This is a genomic window from Paenibacillus barengoltzii NBRC 101215, from assembly GCF_004000745.1.
Lineage (GTDB): Bacteria > Bacillota > Bacilli > Paenibacillales > Paenibacillaceae > Fontibacillus > Fontibacillus barengoltzii.
On sequence record NZ_BILV01000060.1, the window covers coordinates 1 to 25197 of the forward strand.

The 25197-nt window shown below is 52.4% G+C and carries 20 protein-coding genes and 2 tRNA genes; 18 read left to right on the forward strand and 4 right to left on the reverse strand.

The window, feature by feature from the left end; genetic code table 11:
- The coding region (locus tag PBA01S_RS22820) for an ATP-binding protein (protein WP_371859542.1) at window positions 1-1483 on the forward strand (1483 nt) is incomplete at its 5' end.
- Window positions 1484-1544: 61 nt separating this feature from the next.
- Here PBA01S_RS22820 and PBA01S_RS16415 read toward each other — a convergent pair.
- Window positions 1545-2591, reverse strand: a complete 1047-nt coding sequence (locus tag PBA01S_RS16415; RefSeq protein ID WP_028538030.1) for a YkvI family membrane protein — start codon at window positions 2589-2591, stop codon at window positions 1545-1547.
- Window positions 2592-3109: 518 nt separating this feature from the next.
- Between PBA01S_RS16415 and PBA01S_RS16420 the strand changes: the two genes are divergently transcribed.
- From PBA01S_RS16420 to PBA01S_RS16430, 3 genes are all read left to right on the forward strand, one after another.
- Window positions 3110-3682 (forward strand): xanthine phosphoribosyltransferase, encoded by a 573-nt coding sequence (locus PBA01S_RS16420; protein ID WP_028538029.1) that lies wholly within the window; start codon window positions 3110-3112, stop codon window positions 3680-3682.
- 102 nt (window positions 3683-3784) lie between these two features.
- Window positions 3785-4117, forward strand: a complete 333-nt coding sequence (locus PBA01S_RS16425) for a hypothetical protein (RefSeq protein WP_009222820.1) — start codon at window positions 3785-3787, stop codon at window positions 4115-4117.
- 182 nt (window positions 4118-4299) lie between these two features.
- Window positions 4300-4515 (forward strand): hypothetical protein, encoded by a 216-nt coding sequence (locus PBA01S_RS16430; protein ID WP_028538028.1) that lies wholly within the window; start codon window positions 4300-4302, stop codon window positions 4513-4515.
- A gap of 21 nt (window positions 4516-4536) precedes the next feature.
- Here the strand turns inward: PBA01S_RS16430 and PBA01S_RS16435 are convergent, their stop codons facing one another.
- The gene (locus PBA01S_RS16435; RefSeq protein WP_028538027.1) at window positions 4537-4968 is read right to left on the reverse strand and encodes a YhjD family protein; all 432 of its coding nucleotides are present in this window, start codon (window positions 4966-4968) and stop codon (window positions 4537-4539) included.
- Between the two features lie 162 nt (window positions 4969-5130).
- Between PBA01S_RS16435 and PBA01S_RS16440 the strand changes: the two genes are divergently transcribed.
- The 3 genes from PBA01S_RS16440 to PBA01S_RS16450 all read left to right on the forward strand — a co-directional run bounded on the left by PBA01S_RS16440 (window position 5131) and on the right by PBA01S_RS16450 (window position 7821).
- Window positions 5131-5215: transfer RNA gene (locus tag PBA01S_RS16440), tRNA-Leu, on the forward strand.
- A gap of 188 nt (window positions 5216-5403) precedes the next feature.
- A complete protein-coding gene (locus PBA01S_RS16445) occupies window positions 5404-6747 on the forward strand; it encodes an alpha/beta hydrolase (RefSeq protein ID WP_028538026.1) in 1344 nt (447 codons plus the stop codon).
- Window positions 6748-6834: 87 nt separating this feature from the next.
- Window positions 6835-7821 carry a LacI family DNA-binding transcriptional regulator gene (locus PBA01S_RS16450; protein ID WP_051416835.1) on the forward strand — a complete coding sequence of 329 codons (987 nt, stop codon included), beginning with the start codon at window positions 6835-6837 and terminating at the stop codon, window positions 7819-7821.
- Between the two features lie 194 nt (window positions 7822-8015).
- On the opposite strand, the gene PBA01S_RS16455 is transcribed toward PBA01S_RS16450, so the two are convergent.
- The gene (locus tag PBA01S_RS16455) at window positions 8016-10361 is read right to left on the reverse strand and encodes a helix-turn-helix domain-containing protein (protein WP_028538025.1); all 2346 of its coding nucleotides are present in this window, start codon (window positions 10359-10361) and stop codon (window positions 8016-8018) included.
- A gap of 135 nt (window positions 10362-10496) precedes the next feature.
- On the opposite strand from PBA01S_RS16455, the gene PBA01S_RS16460 reads away from it, so the two are divergent.
- The 11 genes from PBA01S_RS16460 to PBA01S_RS16510 all read left to right on the forward strand — a co-directional run bounded on the left by PBA01S_RS16460 (window position 10497) and on the right by PBA01S_RS16510 (window position 24291).
- Window positions 10497-12017: an extracellular solute-binding protein gene (locus PBA01S_RS16460; protein WP_028538024.1), complete on the forward strand. Its 1521-nt coding sequence runs from the start codon at window positions 10497-10499 to the stop codon at window positions 12015-12017.
- A 120-nt stretch (window positions 12018-12137) separates the two neighbouring features.
- Window positions 12138-13691, forward strand: a complete 1554-nt coding sequence (locus tag PBA01S_RS16465; protein ID WP_028538023.1) for an extracellular solute-binding protein — start codon at window positions 12138-12140, stop codon at window positions 13689-13691.
- Between the two features lie 33 nt (window positions 13692-13724).
- Complete coding sequence (locus tag PBA01S_RS16470; protein ID WP_028538022.1) at window positions 13725-14696, forward strand: ABC transporter permease; 972 nt, start codon at window positions 13725-13727, stop codon at window positions 14694-14696.
- Complete coding sequence (locus PBA01S_RS16475) at window positions 14696-15571, forward strand: carbohydrate ABC transporter permease (protein WP_028538021.1); 876 nt, start codon at window positions 14696-14698, stop codon at window positions 15569-15571. The genes PBA01S_RS16470 and PBA01S_RS16475 overlap by 1 nt, the downstream gene beginning before the upstream one ends.
- A gap of 45 nt (window positions 15572-15616) precedes the next feature.
- Entirely contained in the window at window positions 15617-16741 is a 1125-nt protein-coding gene (locus PBA01S_RS16480; RefSeq protein WP_028538020.1) for a glycoside hydrolase family 88/105 protein, read from the forward strand.
- Window positions 16728-18056: a glycoside hydrolase family 28 protein gene (locus PBA01S_RS16485; protein ID WP_028538019.1), complete on the forward strand. Its 1329-nt coding sequence runs from the start codon at window positions 16728-16730 to the stop codon at window positions 18054-18056. The genes PBA01S_RS16480 and PBA01S_RS16485 overlap by 14 nt, the downstream gene beginning before the upstream one ends.
- Before the next feature lie 112 nt (window positions 18057-18168).
- Complete coding sequence (locus PBA01S_RS16490) at window positions 18169-19785, forward strand: glycoside hydrolase family 5 protein (RefSeq protein WP_028538018.1); 1617 nt, start codon at window positions 18169-18171, stop codon at window positions 19783-19785.
- A gap of 98 nt (window positions 19786-19883) precedes the next feature.
- Window positions 19884-19968, forward strand: a tRNA-Leu gene (locus PBA01S_RS16495).
- A 148-nt stretch (window positions 19969-20116) separates the two neighbouring features.
- A complete protein-coding gene (locus PBA01S_RS16500; RefSeq protein ID WP_028538017.1) occupies window positions 20117-20872 on the forward strand; it encodes a LytR/AlgR family response regulator transcription factor in 756 nt (251 codons plus the stop codon).
- Window positions 20859-22136, forward strand: coding sequence for an ATP-binding protein (locus PBA01S_RS16505; protein WP_127576359.1), 1278 nt, complete (start codon window positions 20859-20861; stop codon window positions 22134-22136). Before PBA01S_RS16500 ends, PBA01S_RS16505 begins: the two co-directional genes overlap by 14 nt.
- 97 nt (window positions 22137-22233) lie before the next feature.
- Window positions 22234-24291 (forward strand): serine hydrolase domain-containing protein, encoded by a 2058-nt coding sequence (locus tag PBA01S_RS16510; RefSeq protein ID WP_127576360.1) that lies wholly within the window; start codon window positions 22234-22236, stop codon window positions 24289-24291.
- A 68-nt stretch (window positions 24292-24359) separates the two neighbouring features.
- Here the strand turns inward: PBA01S_RS16510 and PBA01S_RS16515 are convergent, their stop codons facing one another.
- On the reverse strand, window positions 24360-25145 hold the full coding sequence (locus tag PBA01S_RS16515) for a lipase family protein (protein ID WP_127576361.1): 786 nt from the start codon (window positions 25143-25145) through the stop codon (window positions 24360-24362).
- Between the last annotated feature and the right edge of the window lie 52 nt (window positions 25146-25197).

The window sequence follows — 25197 nt, forward strand, 5'->3', positions numbered from 1 at the left end:
GGAAGCGCGGCTTGGCGCGCTTCTATCCCGGCTCGTCCGCCATCCGCAGAGCGCCGCGGCCGCTTCCCGGTCGCGCAGCGGGGCCGCCCCTTCGTCCCGTCCGGTGGACTGGGACGAGGAGGAGCGCCAGCTGCGCCGGTTGATGGAGGCGTGGCTGCTGTGGGATCAGCGCCACGCCGCGCTTCAGGGCGAGGCGGAGGCCGCCTTGAGCCAGGCCTCCGCCGCCCGGGACGAGCTCGCGGCTGCCGAACGCGAGCTGACGCGCCGTGAAGCCAACTTTGAGGAGTTGGCCGGGCAGTGGGAAACGTGGCTGACCGAACGAAAACTGTCCGCCGATCTGTCCCCGGAGGCGGCTGCAGATGTGTTCCGCCTCGCGGAGCAAGGACGGGACTGGCTGGCCCGCTTGGATGGGCTGGCGGCCAAGATGGCCGCGCTGCGTGCGGAGAACGAGCGGTTTGAACAGGAATGCTTGGCTTATGGAGACCCAGCCGCCCCTGATCAGGCCGCAGCAGTTCTGCGAGCAGCCTTATCACGCCTGGACAGTGCGCTCGAAGCGCGGAAACATCACGACCAGCTTTCCGCTCAGTTGTTACCGCTGGAGGAAGAAGGTCAGCGCTTAGACGATCGGTTGCGGCAATTGCGGGAATCGGAGCAGGCGTTGCTCGCCGAAGCGGGTGCAGCTGACGGGGAGGAACTGCTGCGTCTTGGGGCTGCGAAGGAACGGCGGGAAGCTTTGGAGCGTGAGGTGCGGCAGCTGGAGTTGATGCTGTTTGCAGGACTGGACGAAGCGAAGCGGGAGGAGCTGGAGCAGCTGCTGCGGACGACGGAGGAAGCGGAGCTCCGCCAGTGCTTGGACACGGCGGAGGAGGAGCTGGCGCAAGCTGAAGCTTGGCTCGGACAGCTCCAGGAGCAACGCGGACGTTTGCTGCAGGAGCAGGAAAGCTTAGCCGCCCGCTGTTTACGGGACGATCTGATGCAGCAATTGGAGGAGCAGCGAGCGGCTCTGCGCGATCGTCTCGATCAGTATGCGGTGATGGCGGTGTGCCATGAACTGATTGGTCGTGCACGCCGGGTTTATGAGGAAGAGAGGCAACCAGCAGTGCTGCAAGTTGCGTCGGGATACTTCGCGGAAATGACCGGCGGCACCTACCGCCGCATCGTCATGAAGATCGGCACGCAGGAGCTGATGGCGGAGCATGCGGAGTTAGGTCCGCTCGAAAGCGCACAGCTTAGCCGAGGGACAGCGGAGCAGCTGTACTTGTCGATGCGGCTGGCTTTGTCCGAAGCGGTATCGGGTTCTCATCCGCTGCCGTTGCTGCTGGATGACCTGTTCGTCAACTTTGACGAAGTCCGCTTGGTGAGGGCGTTGTCGGTGCTGCGGAAGGTTGCGGACCGCCAGCAACTCATTATGATGACTTGCCATGAGCATGTGGTTCGGCATGTCCAAACCTTGCTGCCGGAAGCCAAGATCGTGCATATGTAGATCGAATCCTTGTGTCGAGCAGCACTAGTGTCAGCGAAAAGCAGCAAGAAGACCCCCGGGGTTAGCCCCTGGGGGTTTCTTTTTGCCGATACATCCCTAACATGAGCGCCCAAATCAAACTGAACAAGCCAAACACAGGATACAGCACCGACAGCAGGGAGCTGAAGCCAAACTGGCTGGTGATATAACAGATACATAAAATCGTAACCGAAATCAGCTTCGGCGGGACCTGAATCCGTTGCTGCAGTTGGAGGGTCACCCCATAGATGTCGGCAACAAAAGTGCTGAAAATCTCCATAAAAATAAGCAGGACATAGATCAGCTGAATGGTGGTTCCCAGCTGCTCGGCAATGCTGCCCATTGGGATTTCGTACTGCACGATCCCCGGCATGTAAGCCGACAGGGCAAAATGACCGGCCATCAGCATAAAGCCAACGCCGACGCCGCCGAGAACACCACCGAGGACAATCACCCGGCGACTTTCAGTATGGCTGCCGATCGGCACCAGCACCGCCTGAGCCATGGACAAGTTAAAGGCTGCATACATGAGCGGCGCAGCCCAAGCGGCGATCAGCGGATGATCCGTCTCCAGCGACAGAAAACGAGCAGCCCCCGGCGAGCCCGCGGTATTGGTGATAATAGCGAGGGAGAGAATCAGCATCATCGGGACCACGATGGAGTTCAACTGCAGCACCCCTTTGATTCCCCGGCCTAGCAGCAGATAGGTAGCAATCAAAGTGATCCATAGGCCTGTCTGATAATGCAAGCCCAAGTGTTCCATAAAGACGGAGCCAGCGCCTGCCAGCATCACGCTATTGACACCGATGAGCACGATCAACGTAAAAATGCTGAGCGCACTGCCGATCCGTTCGCCAAACAAACGGCGGTTTAGGTCTTCATAGGAAGCTGCTTGAATCGTTCGAGCGAGCAGCATCATTTTGGTGCCAAGCCAGACGAACAGCAGCGTAGATAGCAGGATCGTCAATACGCCCCATTTGCCGTACCGGGTGAAAAACTGGAGAATTTCCTGTCCCGTCGCGAAACCGGCGCCAACGACGGTGCCGATGTAGGTGAAGGCGATCTGCAGAACTTTTACGGCATTTTTCATGGTTTTCCCCCCGGTTCTTGTGCTATATATAGTACAAGGTATGTTGTCCAAGAACTGGACATGACTTAAAACCTATAGGTCGTCCAAAAAGTCATCTTTCGAGCGCGGCAGGAGCAGTTGCAGTTCTGGCTTAACGGTGAGCTGTGGCAGGGTTGTGGCAGGCTTCGGCGATGGTTCATGGTTCATCCACGTAACGGAACGGAGAGACGTTATTTGCCGGAGGAAGCGACTCTTCAGATTCTACCGGAACGAGCAGACCTTATTGGGGCAAAATGCAGCGGATGGACCGGCAAAATGACCGAATAAGGACTCTAGATTCCGTTAGAGCGGGAAATAGTCGGGAAATGGGAAAATAAGGGCTGTACGTTCCGTTACGCTCAGCCGAACGTATGCTTGGGGCGGATCCTGCCAGTGCATAGGGCCGCTCACACCCAGCCGCAAGCAAGCCGCTCCCGATGCGGACTCGAAATCTGACTTGTTGGACGAAGCTATAGATTATGAGCTGTGGAGGAAACGATATGGAATTGTTAAAACAAAAAATCGTCGAGCAAGGGGTTATCGTCTCGGACCAAGTGCTGAAGTTGGACGGGCTGCTGAACCATCAGGTGGACCCGCAACTGACGATGGAGATGGGCAAGGAGTTTGCCAAGCGGTTTCGCGATCGAGGGGTCACTCGCGTCATTACGGTGGAGTCGTCGGGGATTGCGGTGGCGTTTGCGACCGCTTATGAGTTAGGTGTCCCGCTTGTATTCGCGCGGCGGAAGAAAACGCTGCTGGCAGAACCGGACATGCTGTGCGAACGCGTCCCTTCGTTTACGAAAGGGATCGTGACGGACATTCTGGTGTCCCGCGATTTTCTTGGAGAGAACGACCGGGTATTGTTCATTGACGATATTATCGCAAATGGCGACGCGGCTCGGGGATTGATCCGAATTATTGAACGATCCGGGGCAGAACTGGTTGGAGCGGGCATCGTCATTGAGAAATGCTTCCAGCCCGGAGCCCAGGCGATTCGGGAGCAGGGGATCCGTCTGGAGACGCTGGCCCGCATCGCATCGTTGGAGGGTGGACAAATCAGGTTCGCGGACTAAGGACAACCGGGCGAAGAAAATGCAGCCAAATTACGGTTAATCCTTTGCAGGCCCCCGTTTTTTCGCTATAATGAGGATTACTAGGGAGAGGAGGCTAAAAGAATGGGGAAAGAATTGGCAGTAGACGCGGAGTTTTTTCTTTCGAAATTGTCCGAAGCGAAGGTAACTTTTGAACGTGCCCTGGATTGCAAACATACCGAGTTTGATGACCTTTATCCCTATATGCTTGAACATCCCCAGTTTTTCTGGTACAAACGCTATGTAGCATGGTCGCAATTGTTAACGATAGCCGGGCTTTGCCAAGAGCTCGATGTGCCCTGGAAGGAACAGTTCAGCCCGCAACAAGTAGGGTATTTGGAGCAAAGAGTGATGTCGGCCAAAGTGCTTGATTTCTGGTTTGAAACGAATGACAGCAGGGAGCACGCTTCTCGCTAATCCCTTGCGTAGGTTCAAAGCAACCTGATGCAGTCCGGTGCTGCACCGGCTGCTGCTGAAAGCATTCAAAGTTCGAAGTCCCGCTAGTTCGCTGGCGGGGCTTTTTCTTGTATTCCTCAAGGGTGGAAGATGGACGGGACCTGCAACTGTTGTATAATGATTTCCAGGAGGTGGGGTATCCGATGATCTCGGATGAATTATTGGACCAATACCGGCTGTCCGGAGAAAAAATACGCGTCGTACGCGACGGCCTTCCGGAGAACGACGTGCGCGGAATCGTGGTGGCTTGGGACGATACGCATGTATTAATCCGCAAGCCGAACCGCAACGTGGTGAAGCTGGATCGCAATTACATTTATCAACCTGCGAAAGAGCCTAGAGTTTCGCCGGTGGATTAAGATATGAGGGAACAGGGGACCTTAAGGAAGGAGATGAGCCTTGAGGTTCCCTTTTTCCATGCGTTCTCTTCGGGATGATCCGGGCCCCTGGACAGTTCCGTTCAAATAAGCGCGCATCCGGGAGGTTATCTCCTGTTGCAGGCCGGCCCACAATATCCGCATATTCCCGCGATAACCCCGGCAACGGTATTCCGCCTGAATGCCGTTCTCATCCTGGTGAATGCGTTCAATGGCGATGTTCCGCTCGCGGAGATTGCCTTGGATTTCCGAGAGGACCAGCGCTGCGCGGCGCTCGCCGCCCCGGATCAGTTCGACGTAAGCTTCGGGGCTCTTCAGCAACCCGCTTTGCTCAAGGATTCGGGCGTCTCTTTGAAATACTCTCTGCAGAAAACCAAGCAGCAACGCGCTCTTGATCAGCGCGAGTTCTTCTTCCTTCATGCCGGGAACGGCCATAGCTCAACACCTCTTCATACGAACTTATGTTCTTATCATAACCCAATGGATGATTTTTAATCAAGGGGGAGGATTTGAAAGTTAAGTATTGACTTTTGGGTGTTGGACATGGTATGATCTATCTTGTCGCTGCAAAATATGATTTTGTACGATATCGACTATGCGGTCGTGGCGGAATTGGCAGACGCGCACGGTTCAGGTCCGTGTGGGCTAACCCCCCGTGGAGGTTCGAGTCCTCTCGACCGCATCGATTTTTAACGAACAAGAGCTCTTGATTGACCTTTATGGTGATCGAGAGCTCTTTTTTTGCTCATTGTTGTGAGAGATCGTGTTGACAAATCCCCAGAGCCAGCCTAATATCAACTTAACTTAAACGTTTAAGTTTAGAACATTAATCGTTTAAGTTAAATTTGCTTGCCGAAGGGATGGTTACGAATGGGAGCGGAAATCGTTACACTTGCTAATGTGTACTCCAGGTTTTTGGGCAATGCTCGGGAGGTTTATGTCTATTTGCCTCCTTCTTATGCGGAAGCGGAGCATCGTCGGTACCCGGTGCTTTATGCGCAGGATGGACAGCATATGTTTGCGTCTGATTCTAAGGGAGACTCTTGGGATATGCACCTAACGGCCGAGCGGTTAAGCCGGGAAGGTCGGATGGAAGAAGTGATTATCGTGGCGGTATCGTCCATTGAGGATCAACGAGGCTCGGAGTATTTCCATGATCATCCGGGAGTTCGAGAAGCTTTCCATACGACTTGTAATGGGGATCTGTACGAAAGGTTTCTCATTGAGGAACTGAAGCCGATGATCGATGCTAAGTTTCGGACATTAACGGACCGGGAGCATACGGCGATCATCGGTTCTTCTGCGGGCGGACTTGTCTCTTATCATATCGCTTTTCGTCGTCCGGACATCTTTGGACAGGTGGCGATCCTGTCGCCTTTTCTGGTGCATGCGGTGGTGAATGAACCAAGGGACCATATGAACCATCTTGAACCGGTACGCGAGCAAAAAATATACCATTCCTTCCCGGTCAAACCGCCCGCGCTGCGCGTTTGGGTCGATATCGGCGGTGCGGAGGGGCTGATCATGCCTCGTCACGTCCGGGCGTTTGTGGATGAATTGATCCAAAGCGGTTTTGCGCCGGGCGAGGATTTGATGTTTTTACTTGATGAGGCGGCGGGCCACTCCCAAGCCGCTTGGGCCAGACGGTTGCACTCCCCGCTGTTGTATCTGTTTGGCGAGATGGGACGCCCGCGCAGTATCAGGCTGGACGGGAGAAGACAAGTGGGGCTGCAAGGGCATCGGGTTTGGCTCTATCCCCAAGTGACCTGCGACACAGGCTTCGAAATGAGTTTACTCCAGGCAGACTATACGGTGGACTGTCCGGAAGTGCTGAAGGTGGGAGCGGACGGCTTGATCGTTCCGCTGGCCGAAGGGAAAGCTGATGTAACGGTCAGCTTCGGCGGGCTTACCGCACTGACGAGCATCGAGGTGATCCCGGACTTGTCCGAGTACGTGCAAGTTGAAATCAGCGTGACCGTTCCACCGTCTACCCCGGCGGATGCTCGAATTCACGCGGGTTTCGAAATCCCGAAAGTTCGAGACGGGTTCTATCAGGGGAGCTTCTTGCTGCCTAGAGACCTGGTATTTGATGTGAATGTATCGCGAGGCTTTGGATTCCATGAGCGCAGGGCAACGAGCCGACGCTTTGACACCTCCGAGCCGGTTCGTCTGCATTTCATCGTGGAGGAGTGGGAGGATGACCCAACTGCCTAATCCTTTATGGACCAAGGCAGTAGCGATTCCCTTCCGGGATATGGTATCATCCTACCAAAGTGCTAGAGATTTGATGAGGTGTTGGCCGTGAAAAAAGCAACCATGAAGGATATTGCCCGTGAAGCGAAGGTTTCGGTGGCAACGGTTAGTTACATTTTAAATCATGTGGACAACCAGAAAATTACGGATGAAACGCGCTGCCGTGTGTTGGAAGCCGCGAAGAAGCTAAATTATATCCCCAGCCTTGCGGCACGTTCGCTTGTCCGGGGGAAATCCGGCATGGTGGCCTTGCTCTTCTGCCGCAGCGAGCGGGACGGGTTATGGAAGCAGTTCTATTACGGCAGATTAGCTGAACGGATGGAGATGCTCTGCAATCAGGCAGGCTATCACCTGCTTGTGCTGGGGATGGACGCCTTGCGGCCCAATCCAGAGATCATCCGGCAGCGGGAGGTGGATGGGGTGCTGTTGGCCGGAGTGAAGCAGGACGTCTTCCGGGACATTTCCGTCCATTTTAGCTTTGGGGTTCCGATCGTACTGCTCGATACCCATATCGACGATCCGCTGTTTCATAAAGTTGTGATGGATTACCGCAAGGCGTTTACCTTATGGAGAGAGCAATCGGCCGCGACCGCACGGCGCTTTCTGGTGTTGGATGACTTCACGAATGAGAACACGATGAAGATCATCATGGATGCGGCAGAACTCGAACCGGAAGCCATTTTCGTGCTCACAGCGGACAACGTGGACCATTTGCCCGATTTTCTGGCGCGGTTTCGAGGGGGCGCCGGGATTGTGATCAACGAGTTTGTTGGCATGCTTGTTGCGAACGCCTCACGAGGACTGGACGTGGATCTGACCGTCCTTTGTACGAGCGGCTGTCCTGAAGTGCTGCCTTCGACGGTCCACAAGCTCACCTCAGAAGCAAATCGCGGACAACTGGAGGTTGCTTTTCAGATCATGCAGTTTTATATCGAATCGAAGGACAAGCCCCCTTCAAATGCAAGCTCCAAAACTCAAGTGGGATATGAAGAATACGTTTCGATTCCATTGCAGCAAGTGAATGCCGAGGGCTAACTTCCCTCCGCTTCGTACGCCTCTTGCCACGATTATCCCTTTCGTTCAGGAAGCTATAAGCCGGGAGCGGGCAAGGTGAAGTGAAGGGAGAAAGCAGGTGCAGTGATAGGCGGTCATCAAGCGGGTTGCGGGTTCCTGAACAAACGGGATAATCCTGGAAAAGCCCCGGCCCATATATACCTCCGCCCGCAGCCTTACATCGATTTCCGAATGCTCCCCGGCGAATGCGCTGCTGCACCTTCCCGATACTGCCCCGGTGTCATCCCCTCTATCTTACGGAAGGAGCGGATAAAGTTCTGCGAGTTGTTGTATCTCAGCTTGGCCGCGATCTCCTTGACGGGCATTTCCGTATTGCGCAGCCATTCTTTCGCCATCTTGAAGCGGTACATCGTGAGGTACTCGCTGAAGGAGCAGCCCGTTTCTTTCCGAAAAATACTGCTGATGTAGTTCGCGTTGTAATGAAGACGGGCGGCGCAAGCCTCCAGGGTTAAATCGGTGTCGTACTCGTGGTGAATCAAATCGATAATTTTCTCCGAAATATTTTGGTACTGGGCGTTTTGCCGGTTATGAAAGATGCGGATCATCGGGTGAATGACCGTCGTCCAGAACCAATCCTCGATTTCTGCTTTGGTGTGCAGCCCAAACATCTCTTCAAACAAAGAACCGCTGCCTGCAGGCCGGATCTGGTGCAAGGCGATCCCCGCTTCCTGCATCATTACCAGCAAATTATTCAGCAGGCGGGTCAGCGGGATTTGATATTCCTGCGGCGTCAGCTCTTGGTTGAACATGGAGTTGAACAGCCGCGCATTCACTTCCTTGGCCTTCTCCGTTTCCGCCAGCTTAATGGCATCTAGCAGCTCGTTTTCCTTATGCGTCGGATAGTTCACGTTCAGGACATGCTTGCCGGAGTTGAGGTTCTCGTATTGAATAATGACCCCCGTCCCGAGCTTCATCCGATATTTTAATGCCTCCATCCCCTCGCGGTAAGCGATGGGCAGTTTTGAGATGGACTGAAATGACAAGCTTAGACCAATGCTGACATGGACTTTCAGGCATAGATGGATTTCGTGCTGCAGCTTCTCCGTCCAAGTATATACGGTTTGGTGGAACGAATCAGGCTCCTCTTCAGCACTTCCGATCAACGTCACGATGGTTTGGTCCATAATCACCGGGGTGAACCGGCTGCGGGGATCCAGCAACTCCTCGATGATATTTTGCGCGGCGAACAGCAGCAGGTTAAGATCCTTTTTGCCATAGGCTGAATCCTCCGTAAAATCCAGGGCTAAGGTAAACACCGTCATCGTTCGCCAAGCGCGGATCTGCTCCTGGTAGCCGTACTGTTCGAGCTTCTCTAGTAATTGGCTTTTGGTGTAGCGCCCTTGAAACGCTTCAATCAAGGAGAACGCCCGCACTTGTCGGATATGCTGCCGAACTTCCGTTTCAAGCTGCGATTTGGACTGGAACAAACGATCATACTCTTCACCAATGAGTTCAAACTCATCGGCATGGGTCCGGCGGACATCGGTTTTGCGCCGGCCGATGAGATGCAGAAGGCGTTCGATCGGCGAGTACATCCGGCGTGAGCCGAACCAGGCCAGCCCGACCGACAACACCAGCATAAACAGGCAGACATAGAAGGTGAACAGTCCAATTTTGCCGGCTTCCCGGGTCAGGCTGCCGATGGAGGTGACTGAGAGATACATCCATCCGTTCAGCTGGGAGCGCAAGTAGGTGACGGCATAAGCTTTCTTGCCGATGTGCGTCTGAAATTGCCCGGAGGGATGAGTTTCGTCCGCGAGCAAGGAGGTATCCTCCCATCCGGTTTCCTCCAGCTGACGGCCGATCCATGAAGGATCAGGATGCATCAGGATTTGCCCGTGCTCATCTGCGACAATCACCAGGTCCTCGGTCTGAACGTCCGTCGCCACAACGTCTTGCAGGCTGCAGGCAGGAAAATTGGCCAATGCCAGTCCGTATTTATGCAAGCTGGAGACCGGCAGCTTCTTGATCAGGCTGATGCTGTAATGGCAAGGTGCTGAATCCGCATTCTCCTCGCTATAAAACCAGGAGGACGGCGTTAACATCCAGGTGGTATCATTTGGCGTATCCATCAGCTGTTCCAGGCCCTCACGGTCCTTATATTCACTCATCCGATACAGCCCGGAGTTCTTCACCATCCAGTCCTGCTGGAGATTCATCAACACGACATCCTCCAGCTTCGTATCGAAGGATTGCATGTTGCGGATTTCATTCCGCAGGTCGTTATATAGTTTGAAATCGCTTTCAGATAACGGGTTTTGAAGAGCCCGCTTGAGCACGGTCGAGTTGACGACTTGATTTAACGTCTGGTTGACAGTTGTTAACTTCCGTTCTACATTGGAGTTAATTTGCGAAATTAGCTCAATTTTGCTTCGGTTGACATTTTTTTGGATTTCTCGGGTTGAAGTCAGATAGGAAAACGTTCCGATGAACAGGACGGGCAGTGTACTTACGGCGATTGTAAAAATCATCAGTTTGCTTAAGAAGCTTAAAGGTTTCACCAATCTCAGCACCTGACCTTATCGTTAAAAAGTCGTTAATTCCAAGTGTATGATGTCTGTCAAATAATAGCAATAATCATCTCGTGAGGCAATAATCATTTTGTATTATTCTTCGGTTTGAGGGGGCTTTGACCAATGATTAGAACCAAAGGCGGGGGCCGCGGATTATTCGCGACAGCGTTGCTCTTACTCGTGCTTGTATTCTTGGTTTCCTTGCTAAGCGGGTGTATAAACCGGGATAGGCAACTTCAGGCATCCGATTCGGATCGGCCGTATTTGTCCGTGTTGGTGCCGCTTCACTTTCCTCAGCCGCCATCGAAGGAGATGGTAGCCAAAATCGAGGAGTTAACCGACGTGCGACTGGATTTGAGATGGGTGTCGGAGGGCGTTTATACCGACAAAATGTTGACGGGGTTAACCACCAACTCCCTGGCGAAGGTCAGCTTTGTGAAAGTATCGGATTATCACATGGTGAAAAATGCGATTCGTTCCGACGTCTTCTGGGAAATTGGGCCGTATTTGGCAGAGTTCCCGAACCTGAGCAAGCTGGATCCGAACATATTAGATCAGACGGCCGTAGACGGCAAGATTTATGGGCTGTATACCGAACGCCCTTCCTCACGGCAAGGGGTCATTTTGCGCAAGGATTGGTTGGAGCGACTGGGGCTGGAGGAGCCCAAGAAACTGGATGAGCTTTATGAAGTGCTGCGGCAGTTTACATACGGAGATCCGGATGGCAACGGGGAGCAGGACACGCTTGGTGTCGTAGACCGGAACGATTTGGTTTACGGTATTTTTAAGACGCTCAGTTCCTATTTTGGCACCCCCAACAACTGGAAGATCGAGGACGGCAAGGTCATTCCGGAATTTATGACGGATGAATATTTGAATACGATGAATTTTATGAAAAAGTTGTACGACGAGAAGCTGATCAATTCGGATTTTCCGCTGACCAGCAAAGAGGTGCAACGAGATCGGTTCATCCGCGGGGAGGCGGGCGTTCTGATCGGAAGTATGACCGACGTGCAGCGCCTTGCCATTGAAGCGCGGGCCATCAATCCGGATGCGGATTTTACGCTGGTGAACCGGATTAAGGGGCCGTACGGGTACAAAGTGTGGTCGATTCCGAATTTTAACGGTTTGTATCTATTTTCGAAGAAAATGATTCCTACCGAGCAGGATCTCAGAGACGCGCTTCGGTTCTTCGACCGAACGATGGATCGGGATGTGGCTAATTTAATGAAATACGGCTTTGAAGGCAGACACTACCGGACGGAAAACGGGATGGTTATTCTGCCGGAAGAAACGTCGCAGCTCCGGGTGAACGAGGTGAATCCGCTATATTCGCTGATGATTGCCGATATCAGCAACCCCAATATTATGGAGGTTGCACAAAAAGAGCATTTGACTCAAATTGCCGAGCAGCTTAGCAAAGACAATGAAGCATTCCTGGTGGACGATCCGACGGTTCGTCTCAGCTCACCGACATATGATGAGAAGAGTGCGGAGCTGTCCACGATCATAAGCGATGCCACCTACAACTACATCCTGGGGCGCATCGACGCCGAAGGCTTCCACCAAGAGATTGAGCGCTGGAAGCAAAGCGGCGGTCAGGTCGTAATCCGCGAATTTGAGGAAGCGCTATCACACCGATAATCATTAGTTCAGGTTTAGCGCTGAGCCGCTGCCGTTATGAGGAAATGATTGTTTCCGTACCTTGGTCATGACGATACCGTGGAAGAGTAAGTAATCCAAACCATGGGAGGTCCAAAGGCTATGAAGAAACAATCCTTCATCCTCATTCTGACCGCACTGTTAGCGCTAAGCGTTGTGCTGGCCGGTTGTGGAAGCGCTAACAATAAGAAAGGCGGCAATTCAACAGCGGCAGAGCCGGCTGCAACCACGGCGGATAACGGCGCGAACCCAACCGCAGAAGCGGAGAAACCAACGGAAATTACGATTATGCTGCCGTTAAATACGTCGGAGACGCCGCCGGATACGATCAAAGCGGAACTAGAGAAGCTGACGAACACGAAGCTGAACTATCAGTTTTTCCCGGCAGACACGTATGAAGAAAAGCTGAACACCGCATTTGCCACGGGTTCCTTGCCCCAAGTGACCTATCTCAAAAACCAAACCACGTTTATTCAAATGAAAGAAGCGATTAAGGACGGACAGTTTTGGGAAATTGGCCCGTTGTTAAGCGAATTTCCGAATCTGAACAAATTGAAGCCGGAAATTCTGAACAACACGAAGGTGGAAGGCAAGCTGTACTCCCTCTATATCGGCAGACCGCTGGCCCGCCAGGGGATCATCTACCGCAAGGATTGGGCCGATAAGCTAGGCTTGTCCGCACCGGCTAATGTGGACGAATTGTTTGAAATGGCCAAGGCGTTTACGGAACAAGACCCGGACGGCAACGGTCAAAAGGATACGATCGGGATCGCTGACCGGAACGAGCTGGTTTATGGAGCGTTTAAGACGGTATCCGCCTGGTTTGGCACACCCAACAATTGGGGTGAGAAGGACGGCCAACTGTTGCCGGAGTTTATGTTCCCGCAATATATCGATACGATGGATTTCTTTAAGAAGCTGCGGGATAACGGCTACATGAACCAGGATTTTGCAGCGACCAGCAAGACCGATGCCGTCAATATGTTCACCAGCGGCAAGGCCGGGCTTTATATCGGCGGGTCGATGCAGGACATTGATTCCCTCAACAAGGATCTGATCAAAAATGTGCCGGATGCTGTACTCGACACGCATAGCATGGTAGCCGGTCCCGACGGGAAGTTCGCCCAGTGGATGATTCCGGGCTACAACAATATCATTCTGTTCCCGAAATCGGCGGTGAAGGATGAAGCGGAGCTCAAGAAGATTTTGGCGTTCTTTGACAAGATGATGACGCCGGAAGTAGCCAATTTGATGTACTGGGGCATTGAAGGCACGCACTATACGGTCGTAGAAGGCAAAGCCAAGGCTGCGGATAACAAAGAATTGATCGAGCGCGAAGTGAAGCCGTTTAAGGACAGCGTCATCGGGGAACCCGAAACCAACGGCATGTACGAAAGCTACAATACGCTGCCAGGCCGGATCCATGCGGAAGAATTAATCAAGGAAAACGTCAAGGTGGGCGTGCCTGACCCTACGGCGGCGCTGGATTCGCAAACCTACGCGGAGAAGGGCGTGGAGCTGCAGCAGTTGATTACGGACGCCACGTATCAATATATTTACGGTCAAATCGACAAGGCGGGCTTCGAGAAAGCGATCGAGCAATGGAAGAGCCGGGGCGGTTCGCAAATTATCGAGGAATATAACGCAGCGAGATAACGTCTTATTGAAGGAACATAGGAGGAGATTTATATGAGAGAGGCAACTGTTCCATCCTCCGTTGCGACGAAGCTTCCGTCGCCCGATCGACGCACGAAGGCCGCACAGCTTCGCAAGCGGCTGTGGCGAAATAAATGGCTGTATGTGATGCTGCTGCCCGGCGTGCTCTATTTTATCATCTTCAAATATTTGCCGATGTACGGGCTGATCATTTCCTTTCAGGACTACAAGCCGTATAACGGCATTCGGGGCAGCGAATGGGTAGGATTGGAGCATTTTCAGCGGCTGTTTACGGAACCGGATTTTATGATGATTTTGAAAAACACGGTGATCTTGTTTGCGCTCAACCTGTTTATCTATTTCCCGGTGCCGATCATTCTGGCGTTAATGCTAAACGAGCTAAGAGGGAACTTCTTTAAAAGGCTGTTCCAAACCTTCGTCTACTTGCCGCATTTTATGTCCTGGGTCATTATCGTGTCGATTACTTACGTGATGGTGACGATGGACGGCGGGATTATCAATGAACTGTTGGTGTACTTTGGCTTCGAGAAGATCAACTTCCTGCTGAACCCTGACTGGTTCCGGCCGATGTACATCCTTCAGGTCATTTGGCGGGAGGCCGGCTGGGGGACGATCATCTACCTGGCCGGCATGGCGGCCATCGATCCTGGATTGTATGAGGCGGCACGGATGGACGGTGCCGGACGGATGCGTCAGGTATGGCATATTACACTTCCGTCGATCCGGGGTGTGATCATAACGCTGTTTATTTTGAAAATCGGGCATGTGCTGGATTTAGGCTTCGAGCATGTCTATCTGCTGTTGAATTCGATGAACCGGCAGGTTGCGGAGATTATTGATACGTATGTGTACACCGCAGGGCTGCGGCAAGGACAATACAGCTACAGCACGGCGATTGGATTCTTCAAATCCGTCATCGGCCTGATCCTGGTCATGCTGGTCAACAAACTATCCAAGAAGTTCGGGGAGGAGGGCGTTTACTGATGGTGGAGGATCGATCGATCAGCGGTCGTATTTATGCGGCGATTAATTTTACGCTGTTGGCCATAATTTCGTTGATTACGGTGCTGCCCTTCGTGCATGTCGTGGCCGGTTCTTTTACGACAAACGCAGAGCTGGCGGCAAATAAATTCGTGCTGATTCCCAAAGTATGGAGTTTGGAAGCCTATCGGTTTATTTTTTCAACGAACACGATTTTTAGGGCGATGGGGGTTTCCGTTGGCGTCACGCTCGTCGGTACGTTGTTCAGCATGCTGCTGACAGCGCTGATGGCATATGGGCTGGCGCGTAAAGACCTTGATGGCCGAAGAACCATCAATTTTCTTGTTGTTTTTACGATGCTGTTTAACGGCGGCTTGATTCCGACGTTCCTGGTTGTGAAGGAGCTGGGGATGATCGATACGTATGCTTCCTTAATCATTCCCTCTGCGATCAGCGCATTTAATATGATCATTCTGAAGAACTTCTTTCAGAACATTCCGGAGGGCTTGGAGGAGTCCGCGCGGATCGACGGCTGCAACGACTTTGGCATCCTGTTTAAAATCGTGCTGCCGCTGTCCATGCCGGCCATCGCCACGATTTCCCTGTTCTATGCGGTGACGTATTGGAATACGTACATGTCGGCGATTTTGTATTTGAACGACAGCGCCAAATGGCCGATCCAAGTGCTGCTGCGACAAATCGTCGTGCTCGCGAGCGGGCTGGACCACAGCGCCGAATTGGATGGAACTGTGCCGCCGCCGGATCAGACAATCAAGATGGCGGTCATCGTGGTTGCCACTCTGCCGATTTTGCTGGTGTATCCGTATCTGCAGAAGCATTTTGCCAAAGGAGCTTTGCTGGGATCGATGAAAGGGTGAGGGGTCTATGGCGATGAAATCCGAAGCGGAAGGAGTTGGAGAAAGATGGGGCAACGTCCAGACTCTCCTATAGCTTGGGCGAAGAAGGCATGCGATTCGATGATGGACATATACCAGGATGCGGGAACTCTCCCTCCCGCTCATCGCTGGCATTATCATCAAGGCGTCTTTCTGTGCGGGATGGAACAGCTGTGGGAGGTCGTTCAGGAGGAGAAGTACATCCAGTACATTCAACAATATGTAGATGACTTGGTGGATGAGCAGGGCAATTTGATGTTCGCCCGCGATGAGCTGGATGCCGTGCAGGCTGGTTTGCTGCTGTTTCCACTATATGAACGAACCGGGAAGTCTAAATATCGAATCGCTGCTGAGAAACTGCGTTACTTGCTGCTGACGCTGAATCGCACGAGTGAGGGCGGTTATTGGCATAAGGATAAGTATCCGTATCAGATGTGGTTGGATGGACTCTATATGGCCGGGGTCTTTTCGCTAAAATATGCAAATGCGTTCGGGGAATCAGGGCTTCGGGCTGAAGTATTGCACCAGGAGAAGCTGATGCGCAAACATATGCTCGACGCCAAAAGCGGCTTGCTCTATCATGCTTGGGACGAGAGTCGGCGGATGCCTTGGGCGAATCCGGAAACCGGCTGTTCCCCGGAATTTTGGAGCCGCTCGCTGGGCTGGTACGGCTTGGCGCTGGCTCAATTCCTCGATTTGCTGCCGGCAGACGAGCCGGGGAGGGCGGAGCTTGCGAGGGCGTTCTCCAGTTTCGTGGATGCACTGATCCGTTATCAGGATCAAGAGAGCGGGCTCTGGTATCAGGTGGTTGATAAAGGTGATCGCCCGGATAACTGGCTGGAAACGTCGGGCTCCTGCTTGTTCGTATACACCTTGGCTAAAGCGGTGCAGCAAGGACTGGCCGGTGAAGATGCCGGGCGTGCCGCATTGCGGGGATACGAAGGGCTGACCCGAGTCGTGGAATGGGACGATAAAGGCCGTCTGGTGTTGCCGGATATCTGTATCGGTACATCGGCAGGGGATTATGACCATTACGCGGCGCGCCCGAAAGTGAAAAACGATCTGCACGGGGTTGGCGCGTTTGTGATGGCCTGCACCCAAATGGAAATGCTCCTCAGCAGAAAGGAAGATCCTGCGGATGTGCATGTATAATATCGTTGATTATGGGGCTGTGAAGGACAGTGGAGTTCCCGCAACCGCAGCCATTGCGGCCGCGATTACGGCGGCAAGTGAAGCCGGCGGAGGTACGGTGCTCGTGCCAGCAGGAACATTTGTGACCGGAGCGATTTTCTTGAAGAGCCATATCGAGCTTAGGTTAAGCCCTGGGGCGGTGTTGTCCTTCAGCACTAACCCGGATGATTATCCGGTCGTACAGTCCAGATGGGAAGGGGTGCAACGGGAGGTCCATGCCTCCTGCATCTACGGGGAAGATCTCGAGAATGTGTCTGTCACGGGGAACGGATGCATCAACGGGAACGGCCAGCCCTGGTGGGAGAAGCACCGGAACCGTCCGGAGGAGCTGCACTATCCGCGTCCGAAGTTAATCAGCTTCGACCACTGCAGGCGGGTAACGATTAAAGACGTCACATTGGTCGACTCCCCTAGCTGGACGGTCAACCCGATTTGCTGCCAAAACGTGACGATTGACAACGTATCAATTCTGAATCCGGCGGACTCTCCGAATACGGACGGAATTAACCCGGAATCGTGCTCGAACGTGCGAATCAGCAACTGCCATATCGATGTCGGGGACGATTGCATTGCGATTAAGGCAGGTACGGAGGAGACGGCGGAGCGGGTTCCTTGTGAGAACATTACCATCACCAACTGCACGATGATTCACGGTCACGGCGGGGTGGTAATCGGGAGCGAAATGAGCGGAAGTATCCGGAACGTGACGATCTCGAATTGCGTCTTCCAGCACACGGACCGCGGCATTCGGCTCAAGTCCCGTCGCGGCCGAGGAGGTATCGTTGAGGATATCCGCGTCAGCAACCTCGTGATGAATAACGTGATCTGTCCTTTTATTATGAATCTATATTATTTTTGCGGTCCATGCGGTAAGGAGAAATATGTGTGGGACAAAAATCCGTATCCCATCACGGAGGCAACCCCGCAGTTCCGCCGGATTCATTTCTCCGACATTACCGCGCGCGAAGTACATGCCGCTGCCGGCTTCTTGTATGGATTGGCGGAGCAGTACATTTCCGAAATCACCTTCGACCGTATCGAGATTTCCATGGCGAAGGACGCGATTCCCGGCCGTCCTGCCATGATGGATGGAATCGAGGAGATGGTGCGGCGCGGGTTCTACCTGGGAAATGTGCGGGACGTACGATTTAACCAAGTGTCGGTTGAAAACCACGAGGGTCCGGCTTTTTATATTGAACACGGGGAGGATGTAGAACTTACGGGGTGCCGCTCACTCCGAACTGCTAAGCCGGAGTCTTTAGTGGAGCGGCATTAAGAGGGGTGCAATTTTCGGGTTGAGGACGCAAATATCGGATTTTCCGCCCAGGCAGCAGCAGGGTGCTATAATGATGGCGTATAAACCGATCAACAGGGGGAGGACTCGAACGATGCACGAACATACGGACCGCTCGCGGGTGAAAGGCTTTCTCCGCGCAGAAGGAACAAAAATCGTCAACGGCGATGGAGAGGAGATCCTGCTGACGGGCTGGGGACTGGGGAATTGGCTCTTATGCGAAGGCTATATGTGGCTATCCCATCACTCCCGGTTCGATCGCCCGCGGCGGATTGAGGCCGTCATTCAGGAATTGGCCGGAGCGGATTATGCGGAAGAATTTTGGAAGCGTTTCCGAGAGAACTATGTGACCCGCGAAGATATCCGGCGCATGGCGGAGCAGGGGTATAACTCAGTCCGCATTCCTTTTAATTGGAGATTGCTGATGGAGGACGAGCCGGGCATCCGCTGGAAAGAGGACGGGTTTGCATTGATCGACCGCTGTTTGGATTGGTGCGAGGAGTTTGGTCTCTACGCCTTTCTGGATATGCATGGAGCGCCTGGCGGACAGACCGGAGCCAACATCGACGACTCGATCGACGATTTCCCTCGCTTGTTCACCGATGAGGAAAGCTGGAACAAAGCAATCGAGCTGTGGAAGGAGTTGGCGCGGCGGTATCGCGACCGCTGGATCGTCGGCGGGTACGACCTGTTAAATGAGCCGGTTCGTCCCGGTTTGATGGAAGGCAAACACGAGGATTACCTCGTTCGGCGGCTGGCGGCATTTTATGATGAAGTAATTGCAGCGATTCGGGAAATGGACGACCGACATCTGCTGTCGGTGGAAGGGCATCACTGGGCGACGAATACGGCAATATTTTATAAACGTTATGATCCCAATATGGTGATCCATTTCCATCGATACGCTTGCAAACCCGGCAAAGAAGCGTACGAGGAGTTCCTTAAGCTGTCCGAGACGCTGGATCAACCGCTATGGCTTGGCGAGACCGGGGAGAACGAGCTGGAGTGGTTTGCGGCGATGTATCCGTTAGCCTTGTCGCTGGGGATCGGCTACAACTTATGGCCGTGGAAGAAGATGGAGCGCGCCAACTCGCCGTATTCGGTGAACAAACCTGATGGCTGGGACGAGCTGCTGGCTTATGTCGAGGGCGGAGCACGACCAAGTTATGAGCGCGCACGGCAGATTCTTGATGCTTATTTAGATAACATCAAGGTAGAGAACTGCACTCCTCATCCAGAGGTAACCGCGGCGGTCTTCCGCAAGCCGGGCTCTCGGGTTCGCGGTACAGATTTTGATGAGCTGCCGGGCAGAGGCATCTCGTTCAGCGGACGCCGCACGGAAGGGAACATTTATAAATACCGGGCCCAAACGGGCATGAAAATCGTGCCGATCTCAGATGAGCCGCAACCGAAGAAGTTCGGGTTTGATTGCGGCTGGCAAAATCTCGCGCTCGAGCTTGCGGACGGCGAGTTTGCCGCCTATTCGTTCTGCGGACTCGAGGCAGGCAACACGGCGATGCTGGAGTTGATTTGCCGGGAAGAAACGGTGATCACATTGAAGCAAGATGGGGTTGAGCGCGCGCGTCTGACGATTTCTCCAAGCCAAGATGTCAGCCGCTACAGCGCCGTACTTGTTGAGGCCGCGAAGACCACGCTAACCGTTAGTGTGGAGACGGGCCGAGTCGAGTTGCATGCCATTACAGTGGAATAAATTGAAAAAAAGGCTTGACTCTTTTCGCGGCGCATGATATTTTATATCTTGTCGCCGCGAAAAATGGTTTAACGGCTTTCGCGGAGAGATCACATTAAGCGGTCGTGGCGGAATTGGCAGACGCGCACGGTTCAGGTCCGTGTGGGCTAACCCCCCGTGGAGGTTCGAGTCCTCTCGACCGCATCGTTTAAACTGCTAGAAGCTCTTGAATTCTCCTGTAGAATTTAAGAGCTTTTTTTGCATACTAGGCATAGTGAACAGCGGAGTGAAAGGGATAATCGCGTAAAGCTGCGGGCAAGAGAGTAATCCATACAAGCGAGGTGAGGCCGCATTGTTTCGAGTGGCGATTTGTGATGATGAGAAGCAACAGCGTGAGCAGATCAAGCAGATGCTGCTGGCGTTATCTTTTAAATCCAATATCGAATTTGACATCGAACAGTTTCCTTCGGGAGAGGCGCTGGTAGCCCATTATGAACAAGGGCAGACGCCGTTTCATATTCTCATTTTGGATGTGGAGATGGGCGGGATCAACGGCATTGCTGCGGCCCGCAAAATCCGGGAGCTTCAGCATCTGGATGAGCAGATTATCTTTTTGACGAGTTATCCTGAATATATGGTGGAGAGTTTTGACGTGTTTATTTTTCAATATCTGATTAAGCCCGTTGAGCCCTTCGTGCTGGAGGAGAAGGTGCTCAAGCTTTGTCATTACTTCCAAGCGCAAGAGAAGAAATTTTTGATCGTCCAGTCCGGCTATGAAGAAGTGGTGCTGAAGCATGAGGAGATTATCGCGATTGAATCCGCCAAGAGCCTAACGATGAAAAATAAACTCAAGTTCATCACCGTTTCCAAGGTGGTTGAAAGTAAGGGGCTGATCTCGAAGTATGCGGAAGCGCTAAAGGACAGCCATTTCTTACAAATCCATCGTTCGATTATCATCAACCTCAACCACGTGGTTAAATTTGCGGGCAATTTCGTACAGATGTCGAACGGGCTGGAGCTGCCAATCGGACGCTCGAAAGTGAAAGAAGTAAAGGATTTCTATACCAAATATAAGGTGATGAAGGATATTACCCATGATTCCATTTAATCTTCCGATTCTGATCAGCAGCGTGTTTGTGCTGGGGTTTCAGATTATTTTCTTCTTTGATTCAGTGTTTGGAAGAGCAACCCGTAAACCGCAGCGATTCGCGCATTTTGTTCTATTCGCGTTGTTGGCATCGGTTTATTTGACGCTTGATTTGGAGTGGTTTGCCTCCGGCGTGGCGCTGCTATTGATCTATAGTCTGGCGGATACGTACCAGGTAGAGTTAAAAAATAAACTTATGTTTACCGTGTTGTACGGCGTGTTGATGTCGATTGTGAATTCGCTGTCCATTTTTATTTTCTATACGCTCGATGCGGATGAATTTCGGGACTTTGAACCTACCAATTTTACGGCGTCCGCGAAAACCTTGTTGCTGTCCTGCATTTTGATGTTTGTCGTCATTCAGTTGATCCGGATGGTGGCCAAACGGCGGACGTATCCGTTAAAGCCCGGCTATTACCTGCTCTTTCTGTTCGTACCGGTGTTCAGCATTTATCAGGTCAATTTGCTGGCGGCGACCAGTGAGAAGAATCTGCATTTCTTCATTTGGGTCATTGGGTTGTTGCTCCTGAATGTTTTGGTGATCTATATGTTTGACACGATGATGGACAAATTCCAAATCCAGCAGGAGAACTTCCAATTGCAGCGGCAGATGGACTATCAGGACGCCAACTATGAAAAAACGGTACATAGCTTCAAGTCGATTAAACGCATCATCCACGATACGAACCAGCATTTTCTATATATCGAAGAGTGCATGAAGCGCGGGGATACGGCTGCAGCGTTAGAGCATATTCGGGTTACGCTAAATAAGGTCGAAGACGCGTATCATCGGGTAAATACCGGCCATCTCGTAATCGATGCGCTGGTGACCAATGCGCTTAACATCGGTGAAGCGAACGGCATTCGGATCGATACACAGCTGCAGCTCCATTCGCAGGAGCTGAACATCGACCGCTATGACCTCTGCGTTGTTCTTGGCAATATGCTGGATAACGCCCTGGAAGCTTCCAAGAAAGTCAGGGTGGCGGAAGATCGCTATATTCTGATTCGCATCCGCTCGGACGAGCATGCCCTCACGATTCAAATCCTGAACCATACGGAGCAGAACGTGACCCGTCTGCAGAGCCAGAAGCCGAACCGGGAGTTTCACGGCATCGGTCTCACCAACATCTCCCGCATTTGTGACAAGTACGGCGGGAACATGACGATCGAAACCGGCAATAAGACGTTTAATAACATGGTGATTTTGCCGTTCAGGGATTAAATTTTGCGTTTCGGAACCAAATACGTCTCTTCCCATCTGCCTTCCTGTACGATAAGACCTGTAAAACACAGATCAAGGTACAGGGAGGAATCATCACATGAAGAAATGGATCTTTGGCTTCCTGGCGTTCTTGCTGGTATTGATCGTGCCGGTAGGTCAAGGAAGCGTTCAAGCGGAAGCAAGCACCATCAAGGACAAAGCGCAGGCGCTGGCTCAAACCGTGATCGCTGATTACGATGTGACCAGCCTGCAATATGCGATTATGGACCACGGAAAAATCACGTTGTCGGATGGAGCGGGATTAGCGGATAAAGCGAAGGGAGCGCCAGTGACTCCTACTACGATGTATGGAATTGGCTCAGTTAGCAAAATGATTGTCGCTGCGGCGACGATGCAGTTGGTTGACGCCAATCTCGTTGACTTGGATGAACCGCTCACGACGTATATCAAAGACTTTAAAATGGCGGATGAACGTTATCGCCAAATTACGCCGCGCATGCTGCTAAACCACTCGTCCGGATTGTATGGGACCCACTATGAGAACAGCATGTTGTTTGATGACGACGATACGCAAAGCCATGACGAGTTGCTGCGCAAGCTGCGCTCCGAGCATTTGAAGTCCGATCCAGGCGCTTACTCGGTTTATTGTAATGACGGTTTTACGTTACTGGAGATTTTGGTGGAGCGGGTCAGTGGAATGAGCTATTCCGACTACCTGAATCAACATTTCAACCAACCGTTGGGACTGGTAAATACGAAAACGCCGCTGGACACCTTTGACCGCGCGAAGCTGGCGAAAGCTTATTTTCCGGGAGTGGAAGAGGTTTTGCCAGCTGAGAATGCCAATATCCTGGGTGCGGGCGGCCTGTACTCCACCGCTGAAGAGTTAGTGAAATATGCAGAGGTGCTGATGGGTGACCGCCCCGAACTGTTGTCCAAGGCTGCAGCGAAATCGATGCAAGCCCACGAATATCGCAACGGCATCTGGGTAGAAGAAGTATCCAATGTGTTTAACTACGGATTGGGTTGGGACGCAGTGGATTTGGCTCCCTTTGGTGATTACGGCATCACCGCTTTATCGAAAGGCGGCGATACGATCGTGTATCACGCTGGACTGATCGTTTTGCCGGAACAGCACATCTCGATTTCCGTCCTTTCTTCGGGAGGAAGCTCGTTCTATAACAGTGCATTTGCCGCTAGAGTCTTACTGGAGTATTTGAATGAGAAAGGCTGGATTGACGAGATTCAACCTGACCCAACCTTCGAGGCTCCAGTAAAAGTTGAAATGCCAAAAGAGCTGCAAGCATATTCGGGGCTATACGGCATGGTCGGCGAAACGATGAAGGTGGAGATCAAGCAAGGGGAATTCGAATTACCTGCGCAAATGAGCGGGCTGATTCCGGAACAAACGTATGTATATACAGGAAATGGCCGATTTACGAGCAGCGATGGCGCCACGAATGTCAGCTTTGTGAAGGAAACCAACGGCAAAATCTATTTGAAGCTGGACACTGATTTGAACTTCCCGGGGCTTAGCCAAATGCATATGGTATCCTACGAATATCAGAAATTGGAAGCCCAACCGCTGAGCCAAACGGTGAAGGAACTATGGAAAGCCAGAGACGGCCAAACGTACTATGCGCTGGACGAAAAAATCAATTCGATGTTCTACTTGTCCACGGCCATTATCAACAAAACGTTAGCGCTTGATCTGGATTACGGATATGCCAACGGTGCGAAGATCGTAGATGCGAATCAAGCGGTTAACGTGATGGAAATTCCAAATATGAACGGCCGGGATGCGTTTGATTTCAAATTTTCGAAGTCCAGCGGCGCAGAGATTTTGGATGTAAATGGTCAAACTTACATTCGCGAGGACGGGATTCCGAACCTTTACGGCGGTAAGGAATCGAAGATCACCATTCAACCAAGCGGCCAAGCAAGATGGTTTCACATTCAGCCGTCCTTGGCCGGGCGGACGATGACCGTGAACATGGAAGGTAGCGGCGGCTTCATCGTATATGACGAACAAGGGCTGATGGTCCACTCGTCGATCATTCGTAAGCAAAATTCCATTCCACTGCCGGCCGGCGGGAAGATCGTCTTTGGCGGGCAGGCAGGTGATGTATTCCGCATTCATTTAAGTAATAAGTAAATAATCCGATATGAATCCAAAAGCCGCTAGCCAAGCATATGATGCCGGGCAGCGGCTTTTTTCTATACTCAGGTGGGTTCTGGGCAGAAGCCTGGACTTAGAGTGGATAAATATTGGGCGTAACCCGGATCGAGCTTCGCCAGTTCAGCAAAATAGCTCCCGATTCCATGATTGGTAGATAATGAAGTGTCGGCGAAGTACAAAGGATACGAGACGGGGACATGTCGGTAATAGTAGGTTTTGGCTTGTTTGGGCAGCTTGAACACAGTTGGAGGGATGTGAGTCACCGCATCAAATTCATTATGAATCCGGTAGCTGTTGGGGACGTGCTGCGAAAAGGCCTGAACGAAATCCGGGTCTCCCACGCGAGGAGAACCAAACGTAAACAGGATGGGAACCCGGTTCGTATTGACAGCGATATCCATTGCACATAGCGTGGCTAATGCGGCCCCTAGGCTGTGACCGGTGAGATATAGCGGTTTGTCTTCGGGAAGCCGACGCAGCGCGGAGTAGAGCTGGCGGCGGGCGGATGCATATATCCCGGTAAATCCCTTGTGTGTGCTGCCAGCATCCTTGGCCCATTTGAATTTCTGCTGGGTTGCGATGGCATCAGCGATCCAATTGGAGGCCGAGCTTGTTCCACGGAAAGCAATGATGATCTCCTCCGGCGAATGCCAAATAAATCCGAAACGTTCCCATACTCCAATCAAAGATTTCGCTTCGAGCGTATCGTACAGCGCATAAGGAGGCGGAAGAACAAATGAACTGTCTGGATTTTTGAATTGCGCATAGGTCTGGCTGCACACCGCGGCTAAGAACATCGCACGCTGGACTTGATTCTGGTTAAGCTCCATCATCCACCCTCCTTGCGTCTTCCTGCTTTCAAATATATTAAGCGGGAGGAAG